Source organism: Enterocloster sp. 210928-DFI.2.20, from assembly GCF_020554465.1.
GTDB lineage: Bacteria > Bacillota > Clostridia > Lachnospirales > Lachnospiraceae > Enterocloster > Enterocloster bolteae.
In genome coordinates this window covers 122,818-145,984 of the sequence record NZ_JAJCHK010000002.1, presented here as the reverse complement: position 1 = coordinate 145,984, position 23,167 = coordinate 122,818, and the positions used below count along the sequence as shown (strand labels likewise).

General features: G+C 51.1%; 23 protein-coding genes and 1 pseudogene. 3 read left to right on the top strand and 21 right to left on the bottom strand.

Annotated elements, in window-relative coordinates; genetic code table 11:
* Position 1: 1 nt before the first annotated feature.
* The 5 genes from LI015_RS03425 to LI015_RS03405 all read right to left on the bottom strand — a co-directional run bounded on the left by LI015_RS03425 (position 2) and on the right by LI015_RS03405 (position 5,665).
* The gene (locus LI015_RS03425; protein ID WP_227124161.1) at positions 2-1,450 is read right to left on the bottom strand and encodes an ABC transporter substrate-binding protein; all 1,449 of its coding nucleotides are present in this window, start codon (positions 1,448-1,450) and stop codon (positions 2-4) included.
* 25 nt (positions 1,451-1,475) lie between these two features.
* Positions 1,476-2,192: a 2-phosphosulfolactate phosphatase gene (locus tag LI015_RS03420; protein WP_054353978.1), complete on the bottom strand. Its 717-nt coding sequence runs from the start codon at positions 2,190-2,192 to the stop codon at positions 1,476-1,478.
* A gap of 169 nt (positions 2,193-2,361) precedes the next feature.
* Entirely contained in the window at positions 2,362-3,330 is a 969-nt protein-coding gene (locus LI015_RS03415; RefSeq protein ID WP_227124160.1) for a cache domain-containing protein, read from the bottom strand.
* Positions 3,330-4,673: an ABC transporter substrate-binding protein gene (locus LI015_RS03410; RefSeq protein WP_227124159.1), complete on the bottom strand. Its 1,344-nt coding sequence runs from the start codon at positions 4,671-4,673 to the stop codon at positions 3,330-3,332. The genes LI015_RS03415 and LI015_RS03410 overlap by 1 nt, the downstream gene beginning before the upstream one ends.
* A gap of 77 nt (positions 4,674-4,750) precedes the next feature.
* Positions 4,751-5,665, bottom strand: coding sequence for a LysR family transcriptional regulator (locus tag LI015_RS03405; RefSeq protein WP_002568632.1), 915 nt, complete (start codon positions 5,663-5,665; stop codon positions 4,751-4,753).
* A 175-nt stretch (positions 5,666-5,840) separates the two neighbouring features.
* On the opposite strand from LI015_RS03405, the gene sdaAB reads away from it, so the two are divergent.
* Together sdaAB and sdaAA are read left to right on the top strand one after the other, a co-directional pair.
* Positions 5,841-6,533 carry an L-serine ammonia-lyase, iron-sulfur-dependent subunit beta gene (gene sdaAB, locus LI015_RS03400; protein WP_002568633.1) on the top strand — a complete coding sequence of 231 codons (693 nt, stop codon included), beginning with the start codon at positions 5,841-5,843 and terminating at the stop codon, positions 6,531-6,533.
* The gene (sdaAA, locus tag LI015_RS03395) at positions 6,523-7,404 is read left to right on the top strand and encodes an L-serine ammonia-lyase, iron-sulfur-dependent, subunit alpha (RefSeq protein ID WP_227124158.1); all 882 of its coding nucleotides are present in this window, start codon (positions 6,523-6,525) and stop codon (positions 7,402-7,404) included. Before sdaAB ends, sdaAA begins: the two co-directional genes overlap by 11 nt.
* On the opposite strand, the gene buk is transcribed toward sdaAA, so the two are convergent.
* From buk to LI015_RS03360, 7 genes are read right to left on the bottom strand one after another with little or no spacing between them, the layout of a single operon-like run.
* Positions 7,405-8,526 carry a butyrate kinase gene (gene buk, locus LI015_RS03390; protein ID WP_227124157.1) on the bottom strand — a complete coding sequence of 374 codons (1,122 nt, stop codon included), beginning with the start codon at positions 8,524-8,526 and terminating at the stop codon, positions 7,405-7,407.
* The gene (locus LI015_RS03385; protein ID WP_002568636.1) at positions 8,526-9,443 is read right to left on the bottom strand and encodes a bifunctional enoyl-CoA hydratase/phosphate acetyltransferase; all 918 of its coding nucleotides are present in this window, start codon (positions 9,441-9,443) and stop codon (positions 8,526-8,528) included. The genes buk and LI015_RS03385 overlap by 1 nt, the downstream gene beginning before the upstream one ends.
* Entirely contained in the window at positions 9,436-10,974 is a 1,539-nt protein-coding gene (locus tag LI015_RS03380) for a sodium:solute symporter family protein (protein ID WP_227124156.1), read from the bottom strand. The genes LI015_RS03385 and LI015_RS03380 overlap by 8 nt, the downstream gene beginning before the upstream one ends.
* Before the next feature lie 24 nt (positions 10,975-10,998).
* Complete coding sequence (locus LI015_RS03375; RefSeq protein WP_002568638.1) at positions 10,999-11,583, bottom strand: 2-oxoacid:acceptor oxidoreductase family protein; 585 nt, start codon at positions 11,581-11,583, stop codon at positions 10,999-11,001.
* Positions 11,583-12,395 carry a thiamine pyrophosphate-dependent enzyme gene (locus LI015_RS03370; RefSeq protein WP_227124155.1) on the bottom strand — a complete coding sequence of 271 codons (813 nt, stop codon included), beginning with the start codon at positions 12,393-12,395 and terminating at the stop codon, positions 11,583-11,585. Before LI015_RS03370 ends, LI015_RS03375 begins: the two co-directional genes overlap by 1 nt.
* On the bottom strand, positions 12,395-13,525 hold the full coding sequence (locus tag LI015_RS03365; protein ID WP_227124154.1) for a 2-oxoacid:acceptor oxidoreductase subunit alpha: 1,131 nt from the start codon (positions 13,523-13,525) through the stop codon (positions 12,395-12,397). Before LI015_RS03365 ends, LI015_RS03370 begins: the two co-directional genes overlap by 1 nt.
* 2 nt (positions 13,526-13,527) lie before the next feature.
* Positions 13,528-13,716, bottom strand: coding sequence for a 4Fe-4S dicluster domain-containing protein (locus tag LI015_RS03360; protein ID WP_002568641.1), 189 nt, complete (start codon positions 13,714-13,716; stop codon positions 13,528-13,530).
* Positions 13,717-13,829: 113 nt separating this feature from the next.
* Between LI015_RS03360 and LI015_RS03355 the strand changes: the two genes are divergently transcribed.
* Positions 13,830-14,756, top strand: coding sequence for a LysR family transcriptional regulator (locus LI015_RS03355; RefSeq protein ID WP_227124153.1), 927 nt, complete (start codon positions 13,830-13,832; stop codon positions 14,754-14,756).
* A gap of 94 nt (positions 14,757-14,850) precedes the next feature.
* On the opposite strand, the gene LI015_RS03350 is transcribed toward LI015_RS03355, so the two are convergent.
* The 9 genes and pseudogenes from LI015_RS03350 to LI015_RS03310 form a co-directional block, all read right to left on the bottom strand.
* Positions 14,851-15,954 carry a PTS transporter subunit IIC gene (locus tag LI015_RS03350; RefSeq protein ID WP_002568643.1) on the bottom strand — a complete coding sequence of 368 codons (1,104 nt, stop codon included), beginning with the start codon at positions 15,952-15,954 and terminating at the stop codon, positions 14,851-14,853.
* 16 nt (positions 15,955-15,970) lie between these two features.
* Entirely contained in the window at positions 15,971-16,735 is a 765-nt protein-coding gene (locus LI015_RS03345) for a carbon-nitrogen family hydrolase (RefSeq protein WP_002568644.1), read from the bottom strand.
* A 51-nt stretch (positions 16,736-16,786) separates the two neighbouring features.
* Positions 16,787-17,191 carry a cupin domain-containing protein gene (locus LI015_RS03340; protein ID WP_002568645.1) on the bottom strand — a complete coding sequence of 135 codons (405 nt, stop codon included), beginning with the start codon at positions 17,189-17,191 and terminating at the stop codon, positions 16,787-16,789.
* Positions 17,192-17,242: 51 nt separating this feature from the next.
* Positions 17,243-17,947, bottom strand: a complete 705-nt coding sequence (locus LI015_RS03335) for a DUF2848 family protein (protein ID WP_227124152.1) — start codon at positions 17,945-17,947, stop codon at positions 17,243-17,245.
* A 282-nt stretch (positions 17,948-18,229) separates the two neighbouring features.
* Positions 18,230-20,140 (bottom strand): hypothetical protein, encoded by a 1,911-nt coding sequence (locus tag LI015_RS03330; RefSeq protein ID WP_227124151.1) that lies wholly within the window; start codon positions 20,138-20,140, stop codon positions 18,230-18,232.
* A 556-nt stretch (positions 20,141-20,696) separates the two neighbouring features.
* Positions 20,697-20,924, bottom strand: a pseudogene (locus LI015_RS28680) (amino acid ABC transporter ATP-binding protein); the annotation flags it as partial.
* A 79-nt stretch (positions 20,925-21,003) separates the two neighbouring features.
* Positions 21,004-21,630, bottom strand: coding sequence for a PrsW family glutamic-type intramembrane protease (locus LI015_RS03320; protein WP_002568649.1), 627 nt, complete (start codon positions 21,628-21,630; stop codon positions 21,004-21,006).
* Positions 21,618-22,256 carry a hypothetical protein gene (locus LI015_RS03315; RefSeq protein WP_002575986.1) on the bottom strand — a complete coding sequence of 213 codons (639 nt, stop codon included), beginning with the start codon at positions 22,254-22,256 and terminating at the stop codon, positions 21,618-21,620. Before LI015_RS03315 ends, LI015_RS03320 begins: the two co-directional genes overlap by 13 nt.
* A complete protein-coding gene (locus tag LI015_RS03310) occupies positions 22,253-23,161 on the bottom strand; it encodes a hypothetical protein (protein ID WP_227124149.1) in 909 nt (302 codons plus the stop codon). The genes LI015_RS03315 and LI015_RS03310 overlap by 4 nt, the downstream gene beginning before the upstream one ends.
* Between the last annotated feature and the right edge of the window lie 6 nt (positions 23,162-23,167).

Genomic DNA, 23,167 nt, shown 5'->3' with positions numbered 1-23,167 from the left:
ATCAGCTCCCTAATAATTTAGCGGCATTATCCTGCCACCCTTCATACCATTTCTGGAAATGGGCCTCATCCGTGACCTGGGCCTGGGCCTCTTCCTTTGTCATGCCGGCCTTCATCTTATCCTCAGCCTCCAGACGTGCATTGTCCACAGAAGCCTCCATATATTCGCCGTAAAACTGTCTCATCTCATAGCTTCCCTCAAAGGGAGGATTGGAATAAAAGCGGTATTCAGAGAGCATTTTCAGAGTAGCCTCTGCGGACCCTCCTATCGTGGGATTATATTCCGGCGTACCGGAATAGGCTGCCATAGCCTTGGCATATCCCTGGTTCAGGGAACTGTTCTCCACCGGCAGATAACCGCTGTTCACCGCAAAATCCAGATTCTGCTCCTCCTGGGTCAGCCATTTCAGAAATACGGCCGATGCATACTCATGGGTACTGTCGCTTTGTGCAATAGCGAATCCGGCCCCCTGGACCATGGCGCACAAGTCCCCGTCGCGGAAACAGGGATATGGAAGAACACTGCTCTCAATCCGGTAGATTTCATTCTGATTCAGGGTCACTTCCTTTGGAAAATAAACCGCCCCTGCGCTGGAGCCTACATAAGCCAGTATATCCCCTGTCTTTTCATCATCAGAACGGAACTTGCCCAGATTTGCATAATAGCCCTTTACGTAGGGCACATACAGTTCATCCCACAAAATCCTGGCCAGGTCCTGGTCAAAGGAAAACGTCACCTGGCCGTCCTGCAGCTTATAAATATCATTTCCTGTCTGCACGGACGCAACAATGATGTAGTTGGCCAGGCTGTCAATGCCCAGAAATGCCTTGCCCCCCGACCACTCGTAATAGGCCTTGGCTGTCTCAGCCACCCCCTCCCAGGTAGAAAGACGGTCCAGCCGGACCCCTGTGTCCCCTGCAAACCTGTCCCAGTCCGTCTTATTCAGAAACAGATTTTCCGTAGAGCGCACAACAGGAAGAATTTTAAGCCCATAATTCCCGCCGAAGCTGCAGTCCTGAAGAAAATCCGCCCGGTATACCTTCAGCTCATCCTCGGAAAAATATTGATTCAGGTCCACAAGCTTGCCCAACACATCAATGCGGTAGGCATTTTCCGGATACGCTGCAAACAGATTGGGCATGGCGTCAGCTCCCAGCCTTCCGCTGGCTGAATTGTAAGCCTCCTCCGCCAGCTGGTTTACATCTCCATAGCTGACACTGTCCACAATGATTCCCATTTCCATGCCCACTGTTTCATTGAATCTGGACACCAGATTGTCAAAGGCCTGTTTTGTCTGCCCGTTATAATAATTCCATACCGTAATCATAACCGGCTGTTTGGGATTCAGCTGATACCTGGCTTCCTCACTGCGTGAACAGCCGGCTGCCATCCCTACTAACAGGAATACCGCTGCCGCCCATGCCAGTATTCCTCCCTCTCTCTTTTTCATACAAATCCTCCCATTCCTGACAGACTCAGCTCACCGCGTCCCGTCCTTCCCCTGAATCAATCTTCACACTTTCCAGACTACCGTCATCCCGCTTTTCCACCCGAAGGACAAAGGGGAAGATATCATGCTTTGTGCAGAGCCAGAAATCCTCCTGAGGATAGATTTCCTGGGTATGGGGATTAAAGAAATGTTCGCCGCCGGCTGTCTTCAGGGACCGTATTTCCTCGTCTATAAGGCAGGGTCTGCCCTCCAGAAGACATTTGATATACCGGGCGCAAATCACATCCTCCCTTGCAGTCCTTTCTCCTCCGTTTCCCATGGCTACCAGGGATACTGTCTCCGGCTGTCTTCTGCTGATATAATCGGCAACTGCCCTGGCATTCACCAGGCTTCCGGTCAGTATCTCCTCTGCGTGTACGGCATTCACGATTCCCTGTGTTCCCGCGCTTGTAGTATGTACGATTTTTTTCCCTGACAAGTCCGCGTCCCGGGTCTGGGACGGTGAATTTCCATAGTCAAAGCCCTCACACCTGCGGCCCCAGCGCTCTCCAATGAGAAGATATTCCGGATGTACCTGTTTCATATGCCTGGCCTCCTCCACGCTTCCGGCCGGGAATACGGCAGACGCCCCCCGGGCATACAGATAGCACTCCAGGGAAAAAGCCCGGAACACATCTATGATAACGGTTAATCCCTCTGCTTTCTTTGCTCCTTCAATCAATTCCAATATTCTGATTTCCATGCTGTTTTTCCGCCCTATTCTCTTGACCTGCTGTTTGTTTATTGTTGGTTTATTGTTTTTTCCATTATACAGCATCCCGGGGCTAATGCAAAGAAATAAAGTTGTGGAAATGGAACCGGGATTCCCGGCTGCCCTTCTGGATCTCAGCCATCCCGCTCTCCAAAGACTCCTATGGTCTGTGAATCCGCTCCGGGAAATAGGAGTACAGGCATAAAAACGCCAGGAAAACCGCGCCTAAAAACACTGCTGTATACCGGATGGTACTCTCCATAACCAGGACCCGGTCCTGTGCTGCCTGTACGGCCACGGTCCAGCCATAAGGTTCCAGACGTTTATACACCACATAGGTTCCGTCCCCAAGAAGGCTGCCCGTCTCCTGATTCATGGACGGGAGAAGGGACGCCATACTGTCCGCTGTATTCCCGCTCCCGTCGGTATCAACACGGTAAATGCATGCTCCGCTATCATCCATAATATAAAAGGATGCGCCGAATCCCAAATCTATATCGGAAAGCGCGGACTGCAGCCTGCTTACATCCATGTCCATATAAAAATGGCCCAGACAGCTTCCTATGGTCTTTAAGGAGGTGATATCCTGATAACTGCGCCGGAAGGTAATGACCTGACTCCCGGAATCCTGAAAATAATCATCCATATGGGCGGGCAGGACCGAAAAATCCCCTTTCTCATCCTCTTTCCCGGTCCAATACCGGAACGCGTCCTCATCCAGTACCTTATACGCGTTCCTGGTAGCATAATAAATCTGCCCTTTCCGGTCCTTAAAATAAACGCTGCGCAGCCTGCTGTCCCTGTCCAGAAAATCACTCAGAAGAAGGGTAATTTCCATTTTCCTTTCCTCCCGGCCAAGACCGGGGGATTTTAAAATCTGGTACAGGAACATTCCATCATCCGTGGAAACGTCATAGATATGCTTTGTCAGGCTGCTGCATTCCTCCAACACCGCCTCTGTATTGCTGCCCCCATAGCTCACCATGCGCCCTATGTCATCCAGCACCACACGTTCCATATTGCTTCTGAAATGTCCCGTTAACACCGTGCCGGCAGCCAGAAGAGGCACCAGGCCCAGAATCACAAAGGATGTGGCCAGACGAATCAATCTGTTTACTTTTCTCTGCATCACGGCTCCTCCCAGCGTTCCAACATATTATCTGCCAGGGATGAAATTGATGTTCCGCCCCACAGCGTCTCAACCAGCATCCGGTCATAGCATTCAATAAAACCATCCGGCGGCTGGGCATCCTTAAGCAGAAACTCCGTATGCACAGGACTTCCCTCATAAGCAGCCTCCATAATTTTCCTGTCCGGCGTGTCCGGCATGTTCACCCGGCGGACTGTCACAGAGTTCCCGTTCATGATTTCCAATATGGTTTCATATACGCCTTCGGAATAGCAGAACTGAAGGAACCGGGCACACGCATCCATCTTTTTTCCATCCCTGGCAGTCAGCGACGAAATCCCCCACTGCACACTTCTGTCGTCCATTGCATAGACAGTCCCGTTCTTTCCAGGAAGAAAGAAGAAGCCCAGGCGGATCTGAGGATTCAGGTTCTCTATCTGCTGCAGCATCTGAGGCCCTGCATACACCATGACCGCCTGCCGGGTGGATATGGCCCTGGCTGTCTCACGGTCTGTCACTGCCCTGTACCGGGAATTGATATATCCCCGGCTGGCCAGATCACGGAAATCCCCCAGCATCTCCGCTGCCTTTTCTTTGGTCCAGCAGGCCTGTCCGTCCCCTGACGCAATGTAGTTGCAGAACAGGTAATTCCCCCAATATTTCATATGCCGGTCGCCGGCAGCTCCCAGGGCAATGGCATCATATCCTGATGCCTTAAGGGTGGCGCACACCCGAAGAAATTCCTCATATGTGCGAGGTGCGCAAAGTCCCAGCCGTTCAAATATCTCCGCATTATAAATCATCCCCAGGGTGGTGGTGTAAAGGGGAACACCATAGCATATGCCGCCGCAGGTACCGGGATTCTCCACCAGCGAATACACTTCCTCCGGCATGGGGGCCAGAAGCCCTGCCTGTACAAGGGAGTCCGTCTCCCTCAGCTCCACGATATCGTTAAACTCTCCCTGGGCAGCCAGCACTTCCAGCCGCCTGGCGTATGTCTGGTTTTCTGCTTCCGGCATGAAATACAGCTCCACCTTAATGTCCTGATTAGATTTCATGAAAGCTTCTGCCGCATTCTCCATTCCGCTCTTCCATCTAATGTCCCCTGATGAGCAGACCACCCGTATTTTCACCTCTGGGTCCTGACGGCTGACGGACCCAGGGGGCGCTGCGGGGCTGCATCCTGTCACCATAAACAACAGACCAGCCAAAAGAAGGATGCTGGCTGACATCCTGCTCACGGCTGGTCTGCTGTGGGATTTTGTGGTTTCAAAGCTTTCTTCCCGCCAATTTTTCTTTTTTCTATCCCTGGCTCTGCGGCCGGTTTTCTCTTCTGTACTCATCTGCACCCTTCCCATATTTCCCCCTAAAAAGCGCCCCGCACTGCCGGACCTTCCTGTATCCAGCTGCTTCTGCCGCTTTATATATCGTTACCGCCGCATATTGACCCGGTTCCTGAGTGGTTGGCTGTAATACGGATAAACGCATCCATCTCTTTTGTCAGCCACTTATTCCTGTTATAAATAACCTGCTGATACATGGCCAGCCTGAAGTCAGCCACATCAAGCACAGCCAGCTCCCCACGTTTTACATATTCCTGCACCGCAAACAGGGGAAGATATGATATGCCCCGGTTCTTCCTTATCATCCTTATGATGAATTCCGTATTGCTGATTTCCAAAAAGGGAGTGAGGACCATTCCCTGTGATTCCAGGAAACAATCCAGCTCCCGCCTGTAATTTTCATTCTTTTCCGTCAGGAAGAACGGCTCGTCCATGATTTCCTCCAGGCTGATTACCCTGTTCCCCCCAAGGCCGCAGGAGGGAGAAGCCACGAACACAATGGGTTCCCTGACTTCCATGACCTTATTCCAATTATCATTATACCTTGGCCGGTCCAGAATGTATATCAAATCCAGCTGGTTCCTCTCCATCATATCAATCAGCTGGTTTGGTGTGGAAGCAGTCACCTTGACCGGAACCCTGGGATGGCTGCTGCGAAAGGAATTCAGTATCTGGGGAAGCTTTGAAAAACACAGGGATTCCAGTGTTCCCACATGAAGGGGGCTGCACAGCTCCTCCTCGCTTTTTGCAAATTCCCTGGCACATTTTATATCCCGGATAATTTGGTTGGCATGGCCCAGAAACTGCCTGCCGGGCGCTGTCAGGTAAACCCGTTTCCCCATACGGTCAAACAGTTTTACTCCCAGCTCATTTTCCAAAAGGCGTATCTGCACGGTCAGGGCTGACTGGGTATAGCCTAAAACCTCTGCTGCCCTGGAAAAGCTTTCGGTCTGGGTGATAGTCACAAAGGTCTGCAGCTGTCTTAACTCCATTTAACTACCTCCTGACAATCTATGAATTTAATTTATTATATATATAAAATTCATGAATTTGATTTATTTATCCTTTATGATACAATGCACTTACGCAGATGTCAATTACCTGGGTTCAATCAAGGATAAGCCTCTGCAGTATCATCTGCAAAAAAAGAAAAGGATGAGATTACATATGGCATTTATCAGTATATTTGACGTGTTGGGCCCGGAAATGATAGGGCCCTCCAGTTCCCACACAGCCGGCGCATGCTCCATTGCCCTGCTGGCCGGGAAAATGGCGGACAGCCCCATTACACATGTGGAATTTACCCTCTACCAGTCCTTTGCAAAGACCCATAAGGGCCATGGAACAGACCTGGCGCTCCTGGGAGGAATCATGGGCTTTTCCACAGACGACAGAAGGATACCCCTTGCATGTTCCGTGGCAGAAGAACGGGGACTCTCCTACCGTTTCATCACCGATGACACTGATTCGGACACCCACCCCAACACAGTGGATATCCGCATAACCTGCTTAAACGGGCGCACTTACTCGGTGCGGGGCGAATCCCTGGGAGGCGGGAAGGTACGGATCAGCCGCATTGACCATATAGACGTGGACTTTTCCGGCGAGTACAGCACACTCATCATCATACACCGCGACCGCCTGGGTGTCCTGGCCCATATCACCCGCTGTCTCAGCGAGGGATATGTAAACATTGCCTTTATGAAGCTGTTCCGGGAAACAAAAGGAGACAGGGCTTACAGCATCATTGAATTTGACGGAAGCCTGCCGGACCATATGGTATCACGGATTTACGAAAACCCGGATGTACAGGATGTTATGTTTATACCGGTGAAGGGAGAAAACGAAAATGGATTTTAAGAATGCAAAAGAGCTTCTGGACTTCTGCCAAAAGCTGAACTGTCCTATCTCAGATATCATGAAACAGAGGGAATGCACCTTGGCTGAGACCAGCCTGGAAGATATATATGCAAAGATGGACCATGCCCTTTCCATCATGCGTGAATCAGCCTCTTCTCCTATCCAGGAACCAAAAAAATCCATAGGGGGGCTTATTGGCGGAGAAGCCAGGCTGGCAGACCTGCACCGGGCCAGAGGAGCCGCCATCTGCGGCAGTGTTCTCTCCAGGGCAATCACCTATTCCATGGCCGTCCTGGAGACAAATACATCCATGGGGCTCATTGTGGCGGCTCCCACGGCCGGATCCTCCGGCATTGTCCCCGGCCTGCTTCTGGCGCTCCAGGAAGAATACAGCATTCCTGACAGCAGGGTAATAGATGCTCTGTTTAATGCCGGCGCCATCGGTTACCTGGCCATGAGAAACGCCACCGTGGCAGGCGCGGTGGGCGGCTGCCAGGCAGAGGTGGGGGTTGCCTCGGCTATGGCTGCCTCGGCTGCCGTGGAGCTCATGGGAGGAACTGCAAAACAGTGTCTCAATGCCGCCTCGTCGGTTCTCATGAACCTGCTGGGCCTGGTGTGCGACCCCCTGGGAGGTCTGGTGGAATGCCCCTGCCAGGGCAGGAACGCCGCTGGCGCCGCTGTTGCGCTGACCGCTGCGGAGCTGGCCATGAGCGGCATCCGCCAGCTGATTCCTTTTGATGAAATGCTCGCGGCCATGTACCGTGTGGGAAGACAGCTGTCCCCTGACCTGCGCGAAACAGCGCTGGGCGGATGTGCGGCCACGCCCACAGGGAAGGCGCTGGGGTGCAGGGCGTGTCCATGCAGTCCGTAATTATGCCAACTGTCTCATTTTTTGGAATCCTTGGAACACGGGCCTCCCGGTGTAGAATTTTGGACACTCTATGCCGCGGAGTACCCGGAGGGCTCCAGCTGCAAGGCCCTCCATCTCAAACTCACCGGGAAATACACAGACCGGCGCTATGAATTTGGTCATCTGTGTGATAATTTCTACCAGATATTGGGAATGGGCCAGACCTCCTGTCAGCAGTATGCCGTCCACTTCACCGCACAGCACCGCGGCATAGGCGCCAATATCTTTGGCAATCTGGTAACCGGTGGTTTCATAGACAAGTTTTGCATACATATCGCCCTCGCCAATCCTTTGCTCCACCTCCAGAGCGTCAGCGGTTCCCAGCAAATCCGTCCAGCCGCCGGTCTTCATGATTTTATCCATCAGCTCCTTTTGCGTATACTTGCCGGAAAAGCACAATTCCACCAAAGATGCGGCCGGCAATGCGCCGGTCCTGGTAGGGGCCATTCTCCCCTCTCCTCTGGTTGAATCAGCCGTATCCACCATCTTCCCCTTTTCATGGGCAGTTACAGATATTCCGCCGCCCATATGTACCACTACCACATTAATATCCTCGTAACATTTCCCTAACCGGGCTGCATAACGTGCGGCTACCTCTTTCTGGTTTAGAGGATGCCCCCGGCTGGTTCTCTGGATATCCCCCAGCCCGGTGAGACGCGCCTCCAGGCGGAACTCATCAGTGCTGCTGGGATTGACCACAAAGCTGCGGCTGCCAAACTGTAAGCCGAAGTCCCTGGCTATCATAGGACCCAGATTACCCGGATGCTTACTTCCTATCCCCATGCTTCCGTGCCGGTACATAAGGTCGTTTACCTCATACACTCCACCTGTCATGGGAAGAAGCCCTGTACACCGCCCGGAAAAGGCATCTGTTTTTCTCAGGTCCACATGGTGTTCCTCCAATGCGCTGAGAATGGTCTTCTTCCGGTAGTCCAGCTGGTCCACAATCTCCTGGAATTGTTTCAGTTCGCTGACCGGATGGGACACATTTACGGAAAAGCGTTTTTTATCATTGTCAAACACCGCAACCTTGGTGGATGTGGATCCGGGGTTAACTGCAATAATCTGATATACTTCACTCATTAGAAAAGCTCCTTTGTTTTAGATGCAATCAATACGCCTAATGCAATGGAATATAATTTGGACTGAGGCGAGGCAGCCCTGGATGTCAGGATAATCGGGACCTTTGCCCCCATCATAACTCCGGCCTTGTCTGCACCGGCAAAATACTCCATGGCCTTGTTTAACATATTTCCCGCCTCAATATCCGGCACCAACAGTATGTCGGCACGACCGGCCACAGGACTGTCGACCCCTTTATGTTTTGCCGCCTCTATTGAAACCGCGTTATCCAGAGCCAGAGGACCGTCCACCAGGCAGCCGGGAATATCACCCTGTTTATTTTGCCGGGCCAGCTCTTTGGCATCCAGTGTGCAGGGCATTTTAGGATTCACCTTTTCCACGGCACATAGTACAGCAGCTCTGGGCATCTCATTTTCAAGAGCATGGGCAACCTCCACCGCATTCTTTAAAATTGCGGCTTTCTGTTCCAATGTGGGCGCGATATTCATGGCGGAATCGGTCACATAAAACAGACGGTCAAATCCAGGGACCTGCATTACCGCCACATGGCTGATTACAGGACTTTTTCTTAGGTTGTTTTCCTTATCCAGTACGGCGCGCATGATTAACCCAGTATCCACCATGCCCTTCATTAACACATCGGCCTTTTTATCTCTGACCAATTCAGCCGCCTTCATACAGGCTGATTCCTTATCCGGTACATCAATTACATCTCCCAGCTCCAACTCAATTCCGGCCTTCTGTGCAATATGGATGATACCTGTTTTATCACCTACCAGCAACGGCTTAACAAGACCATGTTCTGCAGCCAGATGCACAGCCGTCAGAACCGCCTCATCCTGGGCTGCTGCGACTGCCATGACAAGCGGCCTTGACTGGGCTGCAGTCCTCAAAACATCACCTAACGTTTTAATCATCACAAATCCTCCTCTTTCCCGGCTCCCTTCCCATAATCCCACCGGCGCAGCAGCACAGTACGGAAACCAGGATGCCTAAATACAATGAATCTATAGGCAGGGCCAGCAGCTTTCCCACCAGCACAGCGGCCGGTGCCAATACAATTGCCGTCAGGACCCATCTCTTGTTAATATCGTATTTCAGCCATAAGGCACAGCTCATGGGAACCAGCACCACGGACCCCCTGAGCCCCATGGATAAAAAGCCTAAATCATTAATGGTACTGCCGGGAACCAGGGACGCAACACACGCTGCGGTTACAAGGATAGCCCCAAGGATACCCCGTGTTGCTGCCAGCTCCTTTTTTTCATCCATCCTCTTAGTGGTCATACGTTGATAGATGTCCTTGATAAGAATGGTGGCCATTCCCAGTGAAAGTCCGGCCCCGCCGCCCACCGATGTAATAAGAAGGGTACCCAGCGCAATGCCTGCCAACAAGGGCGGCATGTAGTCCAGAACAAAAGCTGGAAACACCTGAATGGTGCTGGTTAATACCGGCAGGTCCGGTATTGCCATGCCGGCTGCTTTAAGGGTCTCTGCTTCTGCCTGCAGCATATAGTGGGAACGCATGAACAGCCCAATGCATATACCAGCGATTCCTAAAGGCGGAATCAGCATAGCGCTAAGCAGCGCCCCCCGTTTCGCCTTCCGGTCCGACTCCGCGCTCAAAACAGCCTGGGCATAGGTCTGGGTGGACAAAACTCCCAGCATCAGCGACAGACCGGAGCCAATATCCTTCATGGCTCCACGGGCAACCAGATTTCCATATCGGTCTGCCAGGTCCGCAGTATCTTTCAGGTTGCTCACACCATTTGCACTCTGCTGGACCAGACCAAGTCCGGTCCCGCAAAGCTGCTCTATGAGCTCCGAAAAAATCCCACCTATCCCATGGCTGACTGACAGAGCATAGACCATACCGACCAGAGAAGCTGCATACAACAGCACCAGCTTTACAATCCCCCCCATTCCAGCGCCCCAGGCGCCTCCAAAAATCACATAAAAACACATGATAATAATAGATGCCAGAGCCGCTGCCCAAACAGGAATGTGGGGAAACAGAGTAATGGTCAGACCAGAACACGCCACCACCTGAGCCAGCACACTGATAAATATACCGGTGGAGCACAATACAGATCCCAGGCTTCCGGCAGCCGCGCCATATGATCTGGAGATAATCTGTAACTCAGTGATACAGCCGCTGTCTCTTAAGGGTCTGGCGTACATCACGCCAAGAATCAGGCATCCGATTCCCGCCCCCAGGGTGAACCACCAGGCGGCCAGGCCGTAATGGAAAGCAAGCTGGGCTGTCCCGACCGTGGCCTGGCTGCTGACCAGGCTTCCCATAATGGTACCGCAGACCAGAAAAGGACCGGCCTTTTTACCTCCATCCACAAAATCACTGGCGCCCTTTACCCTTTTTCCGGAAAACAGGCCCACGCCTACGATAAGAAACAGGACCAATGCAATACCTGCCGCTGTCCAGACTGTCATGATACAAACGCCTCCTTATTTCATTCAACCACACAGTGGTACCGGCCCGCTGTGGCACCCGTCCATATTTCTTCCTATTTCATATCCTGTCTCAAATGCCCTGATGTTTAACGCAACTGTCTTTTCCCCGCGGCTGCCGAAGAATTCCCTGATTGCGTTCAAGACTCCTTCTGCTGTCACCACCTTCAGAACTCCTGCCACGATTCCCAAAGTCACAATATTGGCCACTGCCGTATTGCCCAGCTCCCTGGATATCTTTGTGATATCTATTCCCTGCTGGGAAGCGCTGTACGCCGGGTCCGCCGCCACCTCATCCTGATTATAAATAATCAGGACTTCCGGCCCATACTTGCCTGCATACCGCTCATAGGCTGTCTGGGCCAGGCAGACAATTATATCCGGTTCTGTCACATCGGGAAAATATATCTCCTGGTCACTGATAATGACATCTGACTTTGCAAAGGTCCCCCGGGTTTCCACACCGTACTCGGATGAAAGTGTAGCCTGTCTGTGGTCATGAAGCACGGCTGCCTGGGCCATCAGGGTCCCGCACAGAATCAGTCCCTGTCCTCCTACACCGCTAATAATTATCTCATTCTGTTTTCCCATCACGCTTCCCCTCCCTTCAACTCATCAATCACATGCTGGTAAGCAGTGCTGTAGTCTTCCTGTTCCCGGTTTTCCATAATGCCGGTCACAAATTTTCCTTTTAGTTCTTCCCGATTCATTGAACCTGCCTTTGCATCTGAAACTGTGTTTTCTTTTATCCATTCCATCATGGCAGGCGCCTTTCCCAACTTATTAGAGCGTCCGTAATGCGTAGGGCAGGGTGATATGACCTCCACAAAGGAAAACCCTTTATGGGACATGGCCTGTTCAATCAGACGTTCCAGCTGGACCGCGTCAACCACAGTTCCCCTGGCCACAAAACTTCCGCCTGCCGCCTTCACAACATCGCAGACATCAAAGGATTGTTCCACATGCCCGTAAGGAGATGTCTTTGTAATTGCGTTCTTTGGGGTGGTGCCTGAATACTGTCCGCCGGTCATTCCATAGTTTAAGTTATTGACCATGATGGCAGTCACATCCACATTTCGGCGTGCCGCATGGATCAGATGGTTTCCTCCTATGGTTATGCCGTCCCCATCCCCCATCAGTGTAAGTACATGTAATCTGGGATTAGCCAGCTTGATTCCGGTGGAAAATGCCAGAGCCCGTCCATGGGTGCCATGGAATGTGTTTGTCTTCACATAGTCATCCGCCTTGCCCCAGCAGCCGATACCAGTGGCAACGACCGTGTCCTGGCAGGTCCAGCCCAGTCTGTCTATACTGTTCAGAATTGCATGTAATACAATGCCGTTCCCGCAGCCTGCGCACCAAAAATGCGGAAGCTTTTCCTCTAATAAAAAATCCTGCAGCATTATCTTGCAACCTCCTCTATTTTCTTCAAGATGTCAGCCGGTTCAATGGGCTTTCCATCCACACGGTTTACACCTTCCACCGGAATATGTTTCGGGTTCCTCATACGTATTTCACCAATGTACTGTCCCAGGTTCAGCTCAGGAACCACCACCGCCTCAGCTTGTTCCATAGCTTCCCTTATATCCTTTTCCGCTATCGGCCAGATTGTGACCAGCTGCAGAACACCAATGGGTATTCCCTGACTGCGGCCTTTCTTCATGGCCTCAAGAGCGGAACGTGCTGAGCCGCCATAGGCAATGATGACGTACTGCGCGTCCTTCATTGCATACTTACGGGTAATAGCAATTTCATCACGGTGTGACTCAATCTTATCTGATAGATGGCGGATCATCCGGTCTGCATTGTCCGGTCTGGCACAGGGATACCCCATTTCATCATGCATGCTTCCATTTACCTTAAATACATACTTGCTTCCATAAGCCGCAAGAGGCGCCAGCCCCTCAGTATGGTCATATGGCTTATACATCTGCGGCGGACAATCCGGATGTCTCCGCTCCACTACCTTGATTTCCTCCGGGCTGCGGATAATCACCTGTTCCCTCAGATGGCCGATAATCTCATCCGAAAGAAATATGACCGGAGTGCGGTACTGCTCCGAATAATTAAAAGCTGTAATCATCAGGTCAAAGCAATCCTGTACCGAGGATGGCGAAAGCACAATCATGGAATGATCGCCGTGGGTACCCCAGCGCGCCTGCAGTACATCCCCCTGAGCCGGTTTGGTGGCCAGACCTGTACTTGGACCTGAACGCTGTACATCAATGATGACACACGGTATCTCACCCAACACAGCCACCCCCAGATTCTCTTGCATAAGCGACAAGCCGGGACCACTGGTGGCGGTATAAGACTTTTTTCCGGAGCAGGACGCTCCAATCAGGGCTGCTATGCTGCTGATCTCGTCTTCCATCTGTATATACACCCCACCCACCTGGGGCAGGCGGATGGACGAAGTCTCAGCCACCTCAGTAGATGGGGTGATTGGGTAGCCGGCGTAAAACCTGGCACCTGCGGCAATTGCTCCCTCAGTCATCGTCTCATTGCCCTGCATAAACCTTAATTCTCCCATAATCATCCCTCCTCAACCTTTACTGCAAAGTCCGGACAGCGCAGTTCACAAAGCCTGCATCCAATACAGTCTTCCTGCCTGGCCGGATATGGATACCCATTCTCATTCATTTTAAATACATGCCTGGGGCAGAACGCTATACAGATTCCACATGTCTTGCACCATTTCTGATTTATTGTAATCGTACTCAAGTTAAAGCCTCCTTTTTTATTTCTTGTTTTCATTATAGGTGATTGCTTTTTATTTGTAAAATTGATATAATAGAAATTATAATTCAAAAAAATTGATAAATAGAGGTGTGAATATGGAGTTTCGGAATCTCTATAGCTTTCTGCGCGTGGTAGAATTAGGAAGCTTTACAAAAGCCGCCCAGGAGCTCGGCTATGCGCAGTCCACCATAACGACGCAGATCAAGCAGCTGGAAGCAGAGATGGGATTTTCCCTGTTTGAGCATGTTGGACGCCGTGTCTCTTTGACTGTTTACGGCCAGCAGGTCATTCCCTATGTCAACCAAATCCTTCAGATTCAGGAGCAGATATCCTCCATCAGTCTGACAGCGCCTTCTGAAATACATGGAACACTGAAGATTGGTATTGTGGAGTCCATCATGAATTCCCTGCTTCTGACTAATATTAAAAAATACAGGGAACGTTTTCCAAATGTGATAATCCAAATTTATCCTGCCGTCACCAGACCTCTGTTTGAAATGCTGCGCCGTAATGAAGTGGACCTGATTTTTGCCATGGGTGACCAAATCAGCATGTCGGATTGTGTGTGTGCCTGCAGCCATGCCGAATCCTCTGTGTTCATCAGTGCGCCGGAGCACCCCATAACACAGATGAAGCAGGTCACTCTGGCCAAAGTCCTTGAGGAACCTATGATTCTCACCGGTGAGATTACTTTCCTGCGTCAGGAACTTACCAAAAAGGCCCGAAGCCTGGGTATAGAGCTATGCCCTGTAATCCAGACTGAAAGTTCCAGCATCATCATCAACTTAGTACGCCAAAATCTCGGCATATCGTTTTTACCGGAACATCTTGTCCGCTCCGCTTTCCTTAGCGGAAAAGTGGCAGTTCTTCCCATAACAGATTATGAGCTGCCCTTTCATGTACACATTTGTTATCACAAAAACAAATATCTAACGCCGCAGATGGCTGGTCTCATCCAACTGACCCAGGAATACTGGTCTGAAATCGACCTGTTAGATGATGGGGTCCGCCAGCATCCGTAATGCATCATTCCCTTTACGACAAAAAGCAGGAAGCCCTGGGTTCTTACGACCTTCCCGGGCTTCCCTCTTCTTTTATTCACAAACACACTCTTGTCTACATAAGTGTATAATCTCCCTGTTGTATCCAACCTTTTTTTCTCATGAACTCGGAGATAACAAAGGATAGCAGGGCAGGAAGAACAAAACAAATCAAGGCAAGTCCAATCCAGTCCTTTAATACCGGTGAGATTGCAGTCTCATTAATCAATACCGCTGCCTGGTCTGGTGAGAACCAGCCAGTCACCACACCGATTGGACCCACAAGTCCGCATGTTCCCATTCCGGATGAGATTGGTGTACCATTCATTTTCAGGCGAAATACACAGGTTGCTATAGGACCGGTAATCATCCCGGTAATTAAAGGCGGCAGCCACAAAACAGGCTTCTTTAAAATATTCGGCAACATGAGCATGGCAGCGCCTAATCCAATGGAAGACAGACCATTAACACGGTTTTCCCGGTAAGAACATACTGCCAGTCCCACCATCTGGGCACAGCATCCGGCTACCGCCGCTCCTCCGGCCAGCCCCACAAGGCTGAGAGCTGCGCAGATTGCAGCGGAACTGATGGGCAGCGTAAGCGCAATACCAACAATGGTTGCCACCAGCACCCCCATAAGCAGAGGCTGCTGTTCCGTAGCCCACATAATCATATATCCCACTGCGGATGCGCCGGCTCCAATGGGAGGCGCCAGAAAATTTGCCACCATAACACCTACAACAATGGTGACCGTTGGAGTAACCAGAAGGTCCACCGCTGTGCGTTTTGATACCAGCTTTCCAAAAAAAATTGCAATCAGCGAGACAAAGTATACTGCCAACGGACCGCCGGCACCGCCCAGTGCATTGGTTGCAAATCCCACCGTAGCCAGGGAGAACAGGACATATGGCGGACATTGCAGCGCGTAACCGATGGCCATAGCCATGGCAGCTCCCTGCATCTGCCCTGTATATCCGGATATCCCCTTGCAGAATTCACCCACTGACCCAGGTATGAACTTTCCGATTGTACCAATAATTGTGCCAATCAGAAGAGAGGCAAAAAGTCCCTGAGCCATTCCGCTCATTGCCTGGATAACAATGCGGTCAAAGGTGAGTTCTATGTTTTGTTCTTTTAAATAGGTTTGAATGTTACCTGCTGATGCCTTTGAATCTTCCAAGATGATTTTCCCCCTTCTAGTATAAAAGCCTGTCTTTTAGCGCAGTAAAGGTTTCGCGGATGCCTGCCAGCTGTTCTGGGAATATTTCACTCTTTACCACTGTTTCCATATTACCTGCCGCCGCCTGGACTGTTCCCCAGGGATCAATCACCATGCTACGGCCGATAAACGGGTTGCCGCGGCTGGCACCGGCGCAGCAGCAGCTCAGCATATAACATTGGTTTTCCATTGCCCGTACCGGATGCAGCATATTCCAACTCTCCACACGGGGATATGGCCATCCTGCGCAGTTAACCAATATTTCAGCTCCCATTTCCACCTCCTTGCGAAAGAGCTCAGGAAAGCGGATGTCGTAACAAATACTCATACCTATTTTGCCAAATTCAGTATCAATAACCACCGGCTTGTCACCGCGTTCCATATACTGGCGTTCGGCTGCGAAAAGATGCATCTTCCGGTATGTACCCAGCAGTCTTCCCTCCCGGTCTATCAGGCCGGCTGTATTATAACACTTATCCCCATCCTGTTCAGAAATGCTTCCTGTAAAGATATAGGATCCCAATTCTTTTGCCTTCCTTGCCAGACTGCTGAAGGTGGGACCGGTAAGCAGCTCACTCTGCTTTGCATATTCCTCATAAGCAAAGAAACCAATATTCCACAGTTCCGGCAGGACGATAAGGTCAGTTCCCTTTAAGTTATCCAGGATACCTTCCATACGGATAATTTTTTGTTCCTTACTTTCTTCATCATTAACCGCAAATTGTACAATTGCAACTTTCATACCTTACTTTTACCTCCTGAGCCCTTCTCCGGCTGTATCCGGGCAGATTCCCTATTCCCTTGGTCCACCCAATTTTAATTTGAGGAGGCTGCATTCCGGATCAATGGGCTTGCCGGGATCCTGGTAACGGAATTCCATTGTTGTGCATCCTAGAGGAATGCTGTAGGGACCATGCAGCATTCCTGGAAGGCGGGAACCATAGTAGCCTTTTGACATGGTCAGGTTTTTTTTGGTATCTGTCAGGTACCCATCCACAACATAAATCTCTTCACAGAAATCATGGGTCAGTACTTCCGGCATATCTGTCTTAGGCGGAAACTTTAAGAGGCGGGTATAGTTGCCAGTCTCAGGGTCATATGAGAGAATCTTCTCCATTGTCCCATTATAACCGCCCTCTACCAAACGCCACTCTCCAAATAAATCCACATCCCTGATTTCATACTCCTGTTTTGCCATAGTAAAATCCTCCTTTGATTTTTTTATATTATTCTCTTATTTCTGACTGAATCAGTCGCCCTTATACCAAGAAGAGACACAATTCAGTTCATATACATTGTTCAGCTTTCTTCCAAGAACCGGATCCTCCAGCTCGCTTTCAAAATACAGGCTGTAGTCAGCCTTAAATAATGCTGCAACGGTTCCTGAGTAAATAACAAGTCCTTGTGTGTCATCCGGATTCTTAAGAAGCTTTTTTACCCGTTCCAAAAGATCCATCGGATCCAGCATAGCTGTCAGCTTTGCTTCCTGGAGAACCTTCTTATCTCCGTTGTTTATTACCCAGCTTCGGATTATAATATCATCCCAGTGGCCAGCCACATCCTCCAAACGCCAAAGTTCACGGCTAATGGTATTTGGATAGATTTGCTTGGCCTTTGGTATATCCACCACTTCAAGCTTGCGGTCCGTGTGGTCGCTTCCCACTCCCACATAGATGGATTCCCCGTCACAGAGAAGTACGAATTCCACTTCTCCGGAGTGGTCTGTCTCATCCAGCACCTCAAATGTCTTCTCCTGTGTGATTTTACCGGGGAGCTTCACGAAGTAGACCGGTGTCTTGTCAGGCGCAGGAATGCCTTCTTCCTTCAGTTCATCAATGTGAGCTTTCACAGCGGCCTGGTCCCTGCCCGTGTATCCCGCATTGATAACGTACCTCTCCTCAAACTCGATGGTTCCTTCAGTGCCGTCCTTTTCCAGAATTTTGAATTTCAACATAATCATCACCTTTCCATAAATTTTTACTTTATTTTTTTAATTTTTTATAACTTTTGCACTAACTATAATATGAGTATAACGGTTATATTCAGTTTTGTAAAATTGATAGTTTTGAATTTATAATTCATTTTTTTCGATTGAACGCCCCCACCTGCAAGTACAGATATTGGGTCAAATACATTCAAAAGCCCCGGGAGCGCCAAACTCCCGGGGCCTTGCTTTTATTAATATTTTACGGTCGATTCTATCCCACGTCAGGGTACGTTCGAGCACAGCGGCCAGCTACCCTTTCCGCCTCCATTTCCTCACTAAACGCTTCACCCCACTCTCTACTCTGCGCCCTTTCAGCAGCCCCACTCCCAGATTGGCGCTCAGAAGAATTCCGGCAGAGCCTGCAAAAACATACACGAACCGCTTTACGCGTCCATGCCGGCCGTCGGAAGCAGAAGAACCGTCCCCTTCTCCCCCTTCCTGTCCGTCTCCCCCTGGCCCTGATTCAACCTTCCCGGCATTAGCCTGGAGCGCATCACCGGCTTCTTCCGTATTGTCTCCGTTTTCATCTCCAGGCATCCCCCGCCTTCCATATGCGTCTCTGCCCAGTCTGTTTCGTTCCCCAAAAAGTCCATCCTCAGGATGGTCTGATGCAGACGCATCCCCTTGCGTTACCCGGGCCGTATCCGGCCTGTCAGTATCCGGCCGGATGCTGTCCGGCTGCCCTGTGGCAGGAATGCCAAAACCGCCTCCCCACACCCCGGCTCCTCCCGGACTGCCCTCTCCCATACCAGCCTGGTCTCCTGCCATCTCTCCTCCGCCGGCGCTATCTACCCCGCCGGCGCCATTTACCCCGCCGCCGTTTACCCCGCCGGCTCCAGGTCCTCCTGAGGCATTCCCGGAAACCACACCGCCCCTTCCGGATGTTCCCTGTCCGCCTCCGCCTCTGTTGCCCCCGGAACTTCCATCGCTGTCAGACGACGGCTTTGTGGCTTCCGGCACCAGACTGACCTGGCATTTTACCGGATCGGAAGTCATAGTGCGCACCGCATCCCCATCTCTTACTTTTAGCTGGGTTTTAAACCATATGGGCCGGTTTCCTATGTTGTATTTAAAGACAATATAATCATAGGCCTGGCCGGAAGCAGCATTTTGTTCCAGGTAGTTCGTATATTCCCCATCTTTCCCTGTCCATGCTGCCATCTCATAGCTGACCTGGTCAAAACTGTAATAAAGATACAGTCCCACTGCATTATCAGGAATTCCCGCAATCCGTATCCGCATCACTGCATAGCCGTCCGCGTCTGCTGACAGAATGTCTGCCGCTTCTATTTTCATTGACGTTCTGCTCTGCACCGCCACGTCCAGGGATGCCCGCAGATCGCTTGGGTTGCACAGGTTCCGGTCTGTCAGAGCCTCCTTGGAATAATTTCCCCATACCCTATACACACCCGCCCGGTTAAAATCCACGGAGGACAAGTCCCACTGCACCGGTATTTCTGCCCACTCATATTTCCCATTGTCCGCCTGATAAAGCACAAGGTCATAAGCAGGGTACTCCTCCTTTTTCGGCGGTTCTCCCTCCGCGCAGGCCACAGTGGGAACAGTACTGTCGGGATTGGGCAGTAGCGGCCTTGCCGCAGGCACGTCCTCTCCCCAGCTTTCGCCGGGCGGATCTGAGGTTTCCGGCTCTCTATTTTCATCCCTGATTCCTCCCGCCAGATGAAAACGGGAGGAAATCTCGTATTTTCCTCCCGCTTGGACCAGGATGTGATCGGAATACAGGCTTTCATATGTCCCGCCCTGAGACAGAGACAGTCTGCCTCCGCTCTCCACGGTCATGATTTCCTTGTTTCCCATAAAATAAAGGTCCGGGTTGTCCACTGTCAACCGCCCTTTATTAGCGATATGGATGGTAAAATCCCTGGTGTTTAATTCCCTTCTCCGGCCTGCGTTCCCCTGTTCCATCCCCAGCTCCACCTTACCGTCTATCACCAGGTCCGCGGTAAGAACGGCGAATCCTCCATTGGCACTGTCTGATTGATACCAATTCAGTAAATCCTCCTTGCCTGCGATTCTCGCAATGGCAATGGGTCCCGCCAGACAGAAGGACGGTTTACCTGACAGTATGCCTGTGTTCACGTCTGATACGGCGATGAAACATAGTAAGACCAGAACCGCAATCCATGTTTTTCTTTTCATGTCTTTCTTTTCACTCCGGCTCCCCCTTTGCAATTTAAATCCCACCAATTCGCCCTGTCTGTTTCCATTTTATCATCCCGGCTTATTTCAGGCAATGTGATTCTGAAATGGAAAAGGCATGGAATATCAGGCTGTCTTGGTGGGAATTATATGATATCTGTAATGCATTCTCTTACAGATGCAGGTTCATCTGATTGTTTCCATTCTGGAAACGATGGCTGTACTGGCGCACCACCCTGGAGAGCGGCACCATGGACAGTGAATCAGAACAGCCCATAAGCGGCTTAAATGCATTGCCGCCATAGGTCACTGTCACCAGGCAGGATTCATCCGCCTCAGACACCTCAGACACCTCAACCGCAAAGCCCAAACGTATCTCATCCCCCATACGCCCCAGCAGTGTCTGGACACACAGTTCCTCAAAGATAAGTTCAATATTGTTGATATGCCTCTGGGAAAGAATCTGCCTGCGTCCAAATTCCTCAATGGCCATATTGATTTCGATGTAGTCAAAACGCCGGGATGTAATCTCCTGTTCAAAGACTTCGAGCCCTTTGACAAAGGCCCTGGTACGCTCCTTTTTTGGATGGCCGAAAATCTGTTCCGGAGGACCGTCCTCATATAGTTCTCCCTGGTCCATATAAAAGATGCGGGAGGAAACATCCCGGACAAATTTCATCTCATGGGTAACAATCAGCATGGTGAGCCCTTCCCCTGCCAGGGCGCGTATGACGGAAAGCACCTCACCCGCCATGGCAGGATCCAGGACGGATGTTGGCTCGTCAGGAATGCTTCCGTGCTCCCGGTAAATTCTACCTGCACCCGGGCATCCTGATTCACCAGGTCTTGTACTCCAGGCCCCCCTAAAATGGAAGACGGACCCTCTGCCCCTTATACAGCCAGTAAATCAGCCCATAGAGTACCAATGGCATAGCCATACCGATATAATCATAATCTGACTGAATCAACAGGTTGAACAGGGCATGCATGGTGATGGAAATGGACAGAAGCCCGAAGGTTCCGGTGTAGAACAGCTTTTTTTGTTTTTTAACGTATGTGATTCCGGTTCCCGCCACCACGGTGCACAGTCCGTGCATCAGGCTGGCGGAGAAGCCTCTTGCCGTGGCCCACAGTACGGTTACCGATCCCACGTTGTCAATTAAGATCATGGAATTTTCCAGAATGGCAAAGCCCACGCCCACCGCCATGGCAATCGGGAGCACCCTGTTTCTCCGGTCATCCAGTAAAACCGCGTACAAAAGCACCGGCATTGCCTTGAGCAATTCCTCCGTCATGGGCGGAACCAGCTCGGAAAAGCTTCTGGCGCTCAGTCCTGTCATGGGATACACGATGGTATTGATTTCATAGGCGGACAGGGCTGTGACGGTCCCCAGAAGCATAAAACCCACTATGCAGCGCGACCTGATCTCCAGCAGCGGAAGCATCAGAAGCATGGGGATGGTCAGGCAGAGAAATATTATATAAACCATTTGCGCACCCCCATTTCGGCCATTGGCAGCAGCGTCATAAGAAGCACCGACGACAGGACAGACCCGGCCGCCCGGATATCCAAACCAGAACATGCAGGGGCCTGTAAAAGGACCTGCACCATGCAGAATACGATGACGCAGGCATTGTAAGGGCGCATCACCCGGATGATTCCCAAATCCACATCCGGCAATATCAGGTGCTTGATGGAAAAATACAGGGTCGGGGCAATGGGCAGGCATAGGAGGGCATAGGTCAGGCAGGCCCCGTCCCCCAGGGTCCGCACCGAGTGGGCAAGCAGCACCAGCACCAGAAGGGGACCGGAGGCAGCAGCCAGCCTGTATCCCCGGTATCTGGCCTCGCCGCCGTCCGCCAGCCGGTTGATAGCGCCATAGTAGGAGGACAGCAGGAAGAAATAGGTTCCCATGTAACCCAATATTCCCACATGAAATCCCTCCGGTTCATGGCCATAGACCAATGCATAGCCGGCTGTGAACAGGGTTCCCAACAGATAACTGGCCATGGCGTAGAGAAGGAGCTTAAAAAAGAGGGGCTGCTTTCTGCGGATACACTCCCATCCCCCGTAGAGTACGCACACCAGGGCGGCTGCCAGCTTCAGGCCGGTCACGAATGGGCCTCCTTCCCGGATCCCGGACCTTTCTTTTTGAGAATTCCCCACATAACAGCCATTCCGATGAACACGCCGATTATCATACTGGTGGCAATGGGCGCTGTATTCACAACTCCTCCATGCTGGGAAAAAAGGCTCTGTCCCCTGGTAATGCCCTGGAGGGGCTTATACCCGCCCTGAAGGGATGAGGAGGCTCCCTGGCTGTAACTGTTATACTCTCCCATAAGCTCCTGCATCTTTACCATAAGGGACTGAACCTGTGCGCCGGTTTTTTCTATATAATCCTCCAGGCCCCGTATAACAGACTTCCACTGGTCCGACGAATACAGAAGGCCCTGGTTTGACTTGGGGTATGATATCTTATTGGTATCCATGTAGAACTTCATCGTATCCGGCATGGCAATGCTTTTTCTGGAGCTCTCTGCGCTTTTTTGTATCTGCCGTGCCTGGGATAAAAAGCTGCCTGCCCTGTTCTGATTCTCCTGAATACGGTTTATCTCATTCATATAGGGCGTCATGGTATCTTTGGTGCTGTTGGCCAGCTGTATCTGTAGCCTGGCCAACTCAAGATTTATATTGGAAGAACTGCCTCCCCCAGAGTCCGTGCCACCTGCCCCTACCATAGCCCCGGTCATGGACGCGCCCCGGCTTTCTCCTTCCTCTGAATCAAGCCCCGGACCGCCCACGTCCATCGGCTTTAAATCCTCCACCAGCTTCTGCACATCCTCCCACGGAGCGCCTTCCTGTATTTTGTCCAGTATATCCCCGGAGGCGGCAATGCGTTCCGCTATTTCCCTTAGAATCTGATCCTGGTCTGACTGTTCCGACCCGTAGGCAGTAAACGATATGAGCGTCATGGATGCCATGCAGGCAAGCAGACATTTCCTGATATTTATCTTCATATTTTA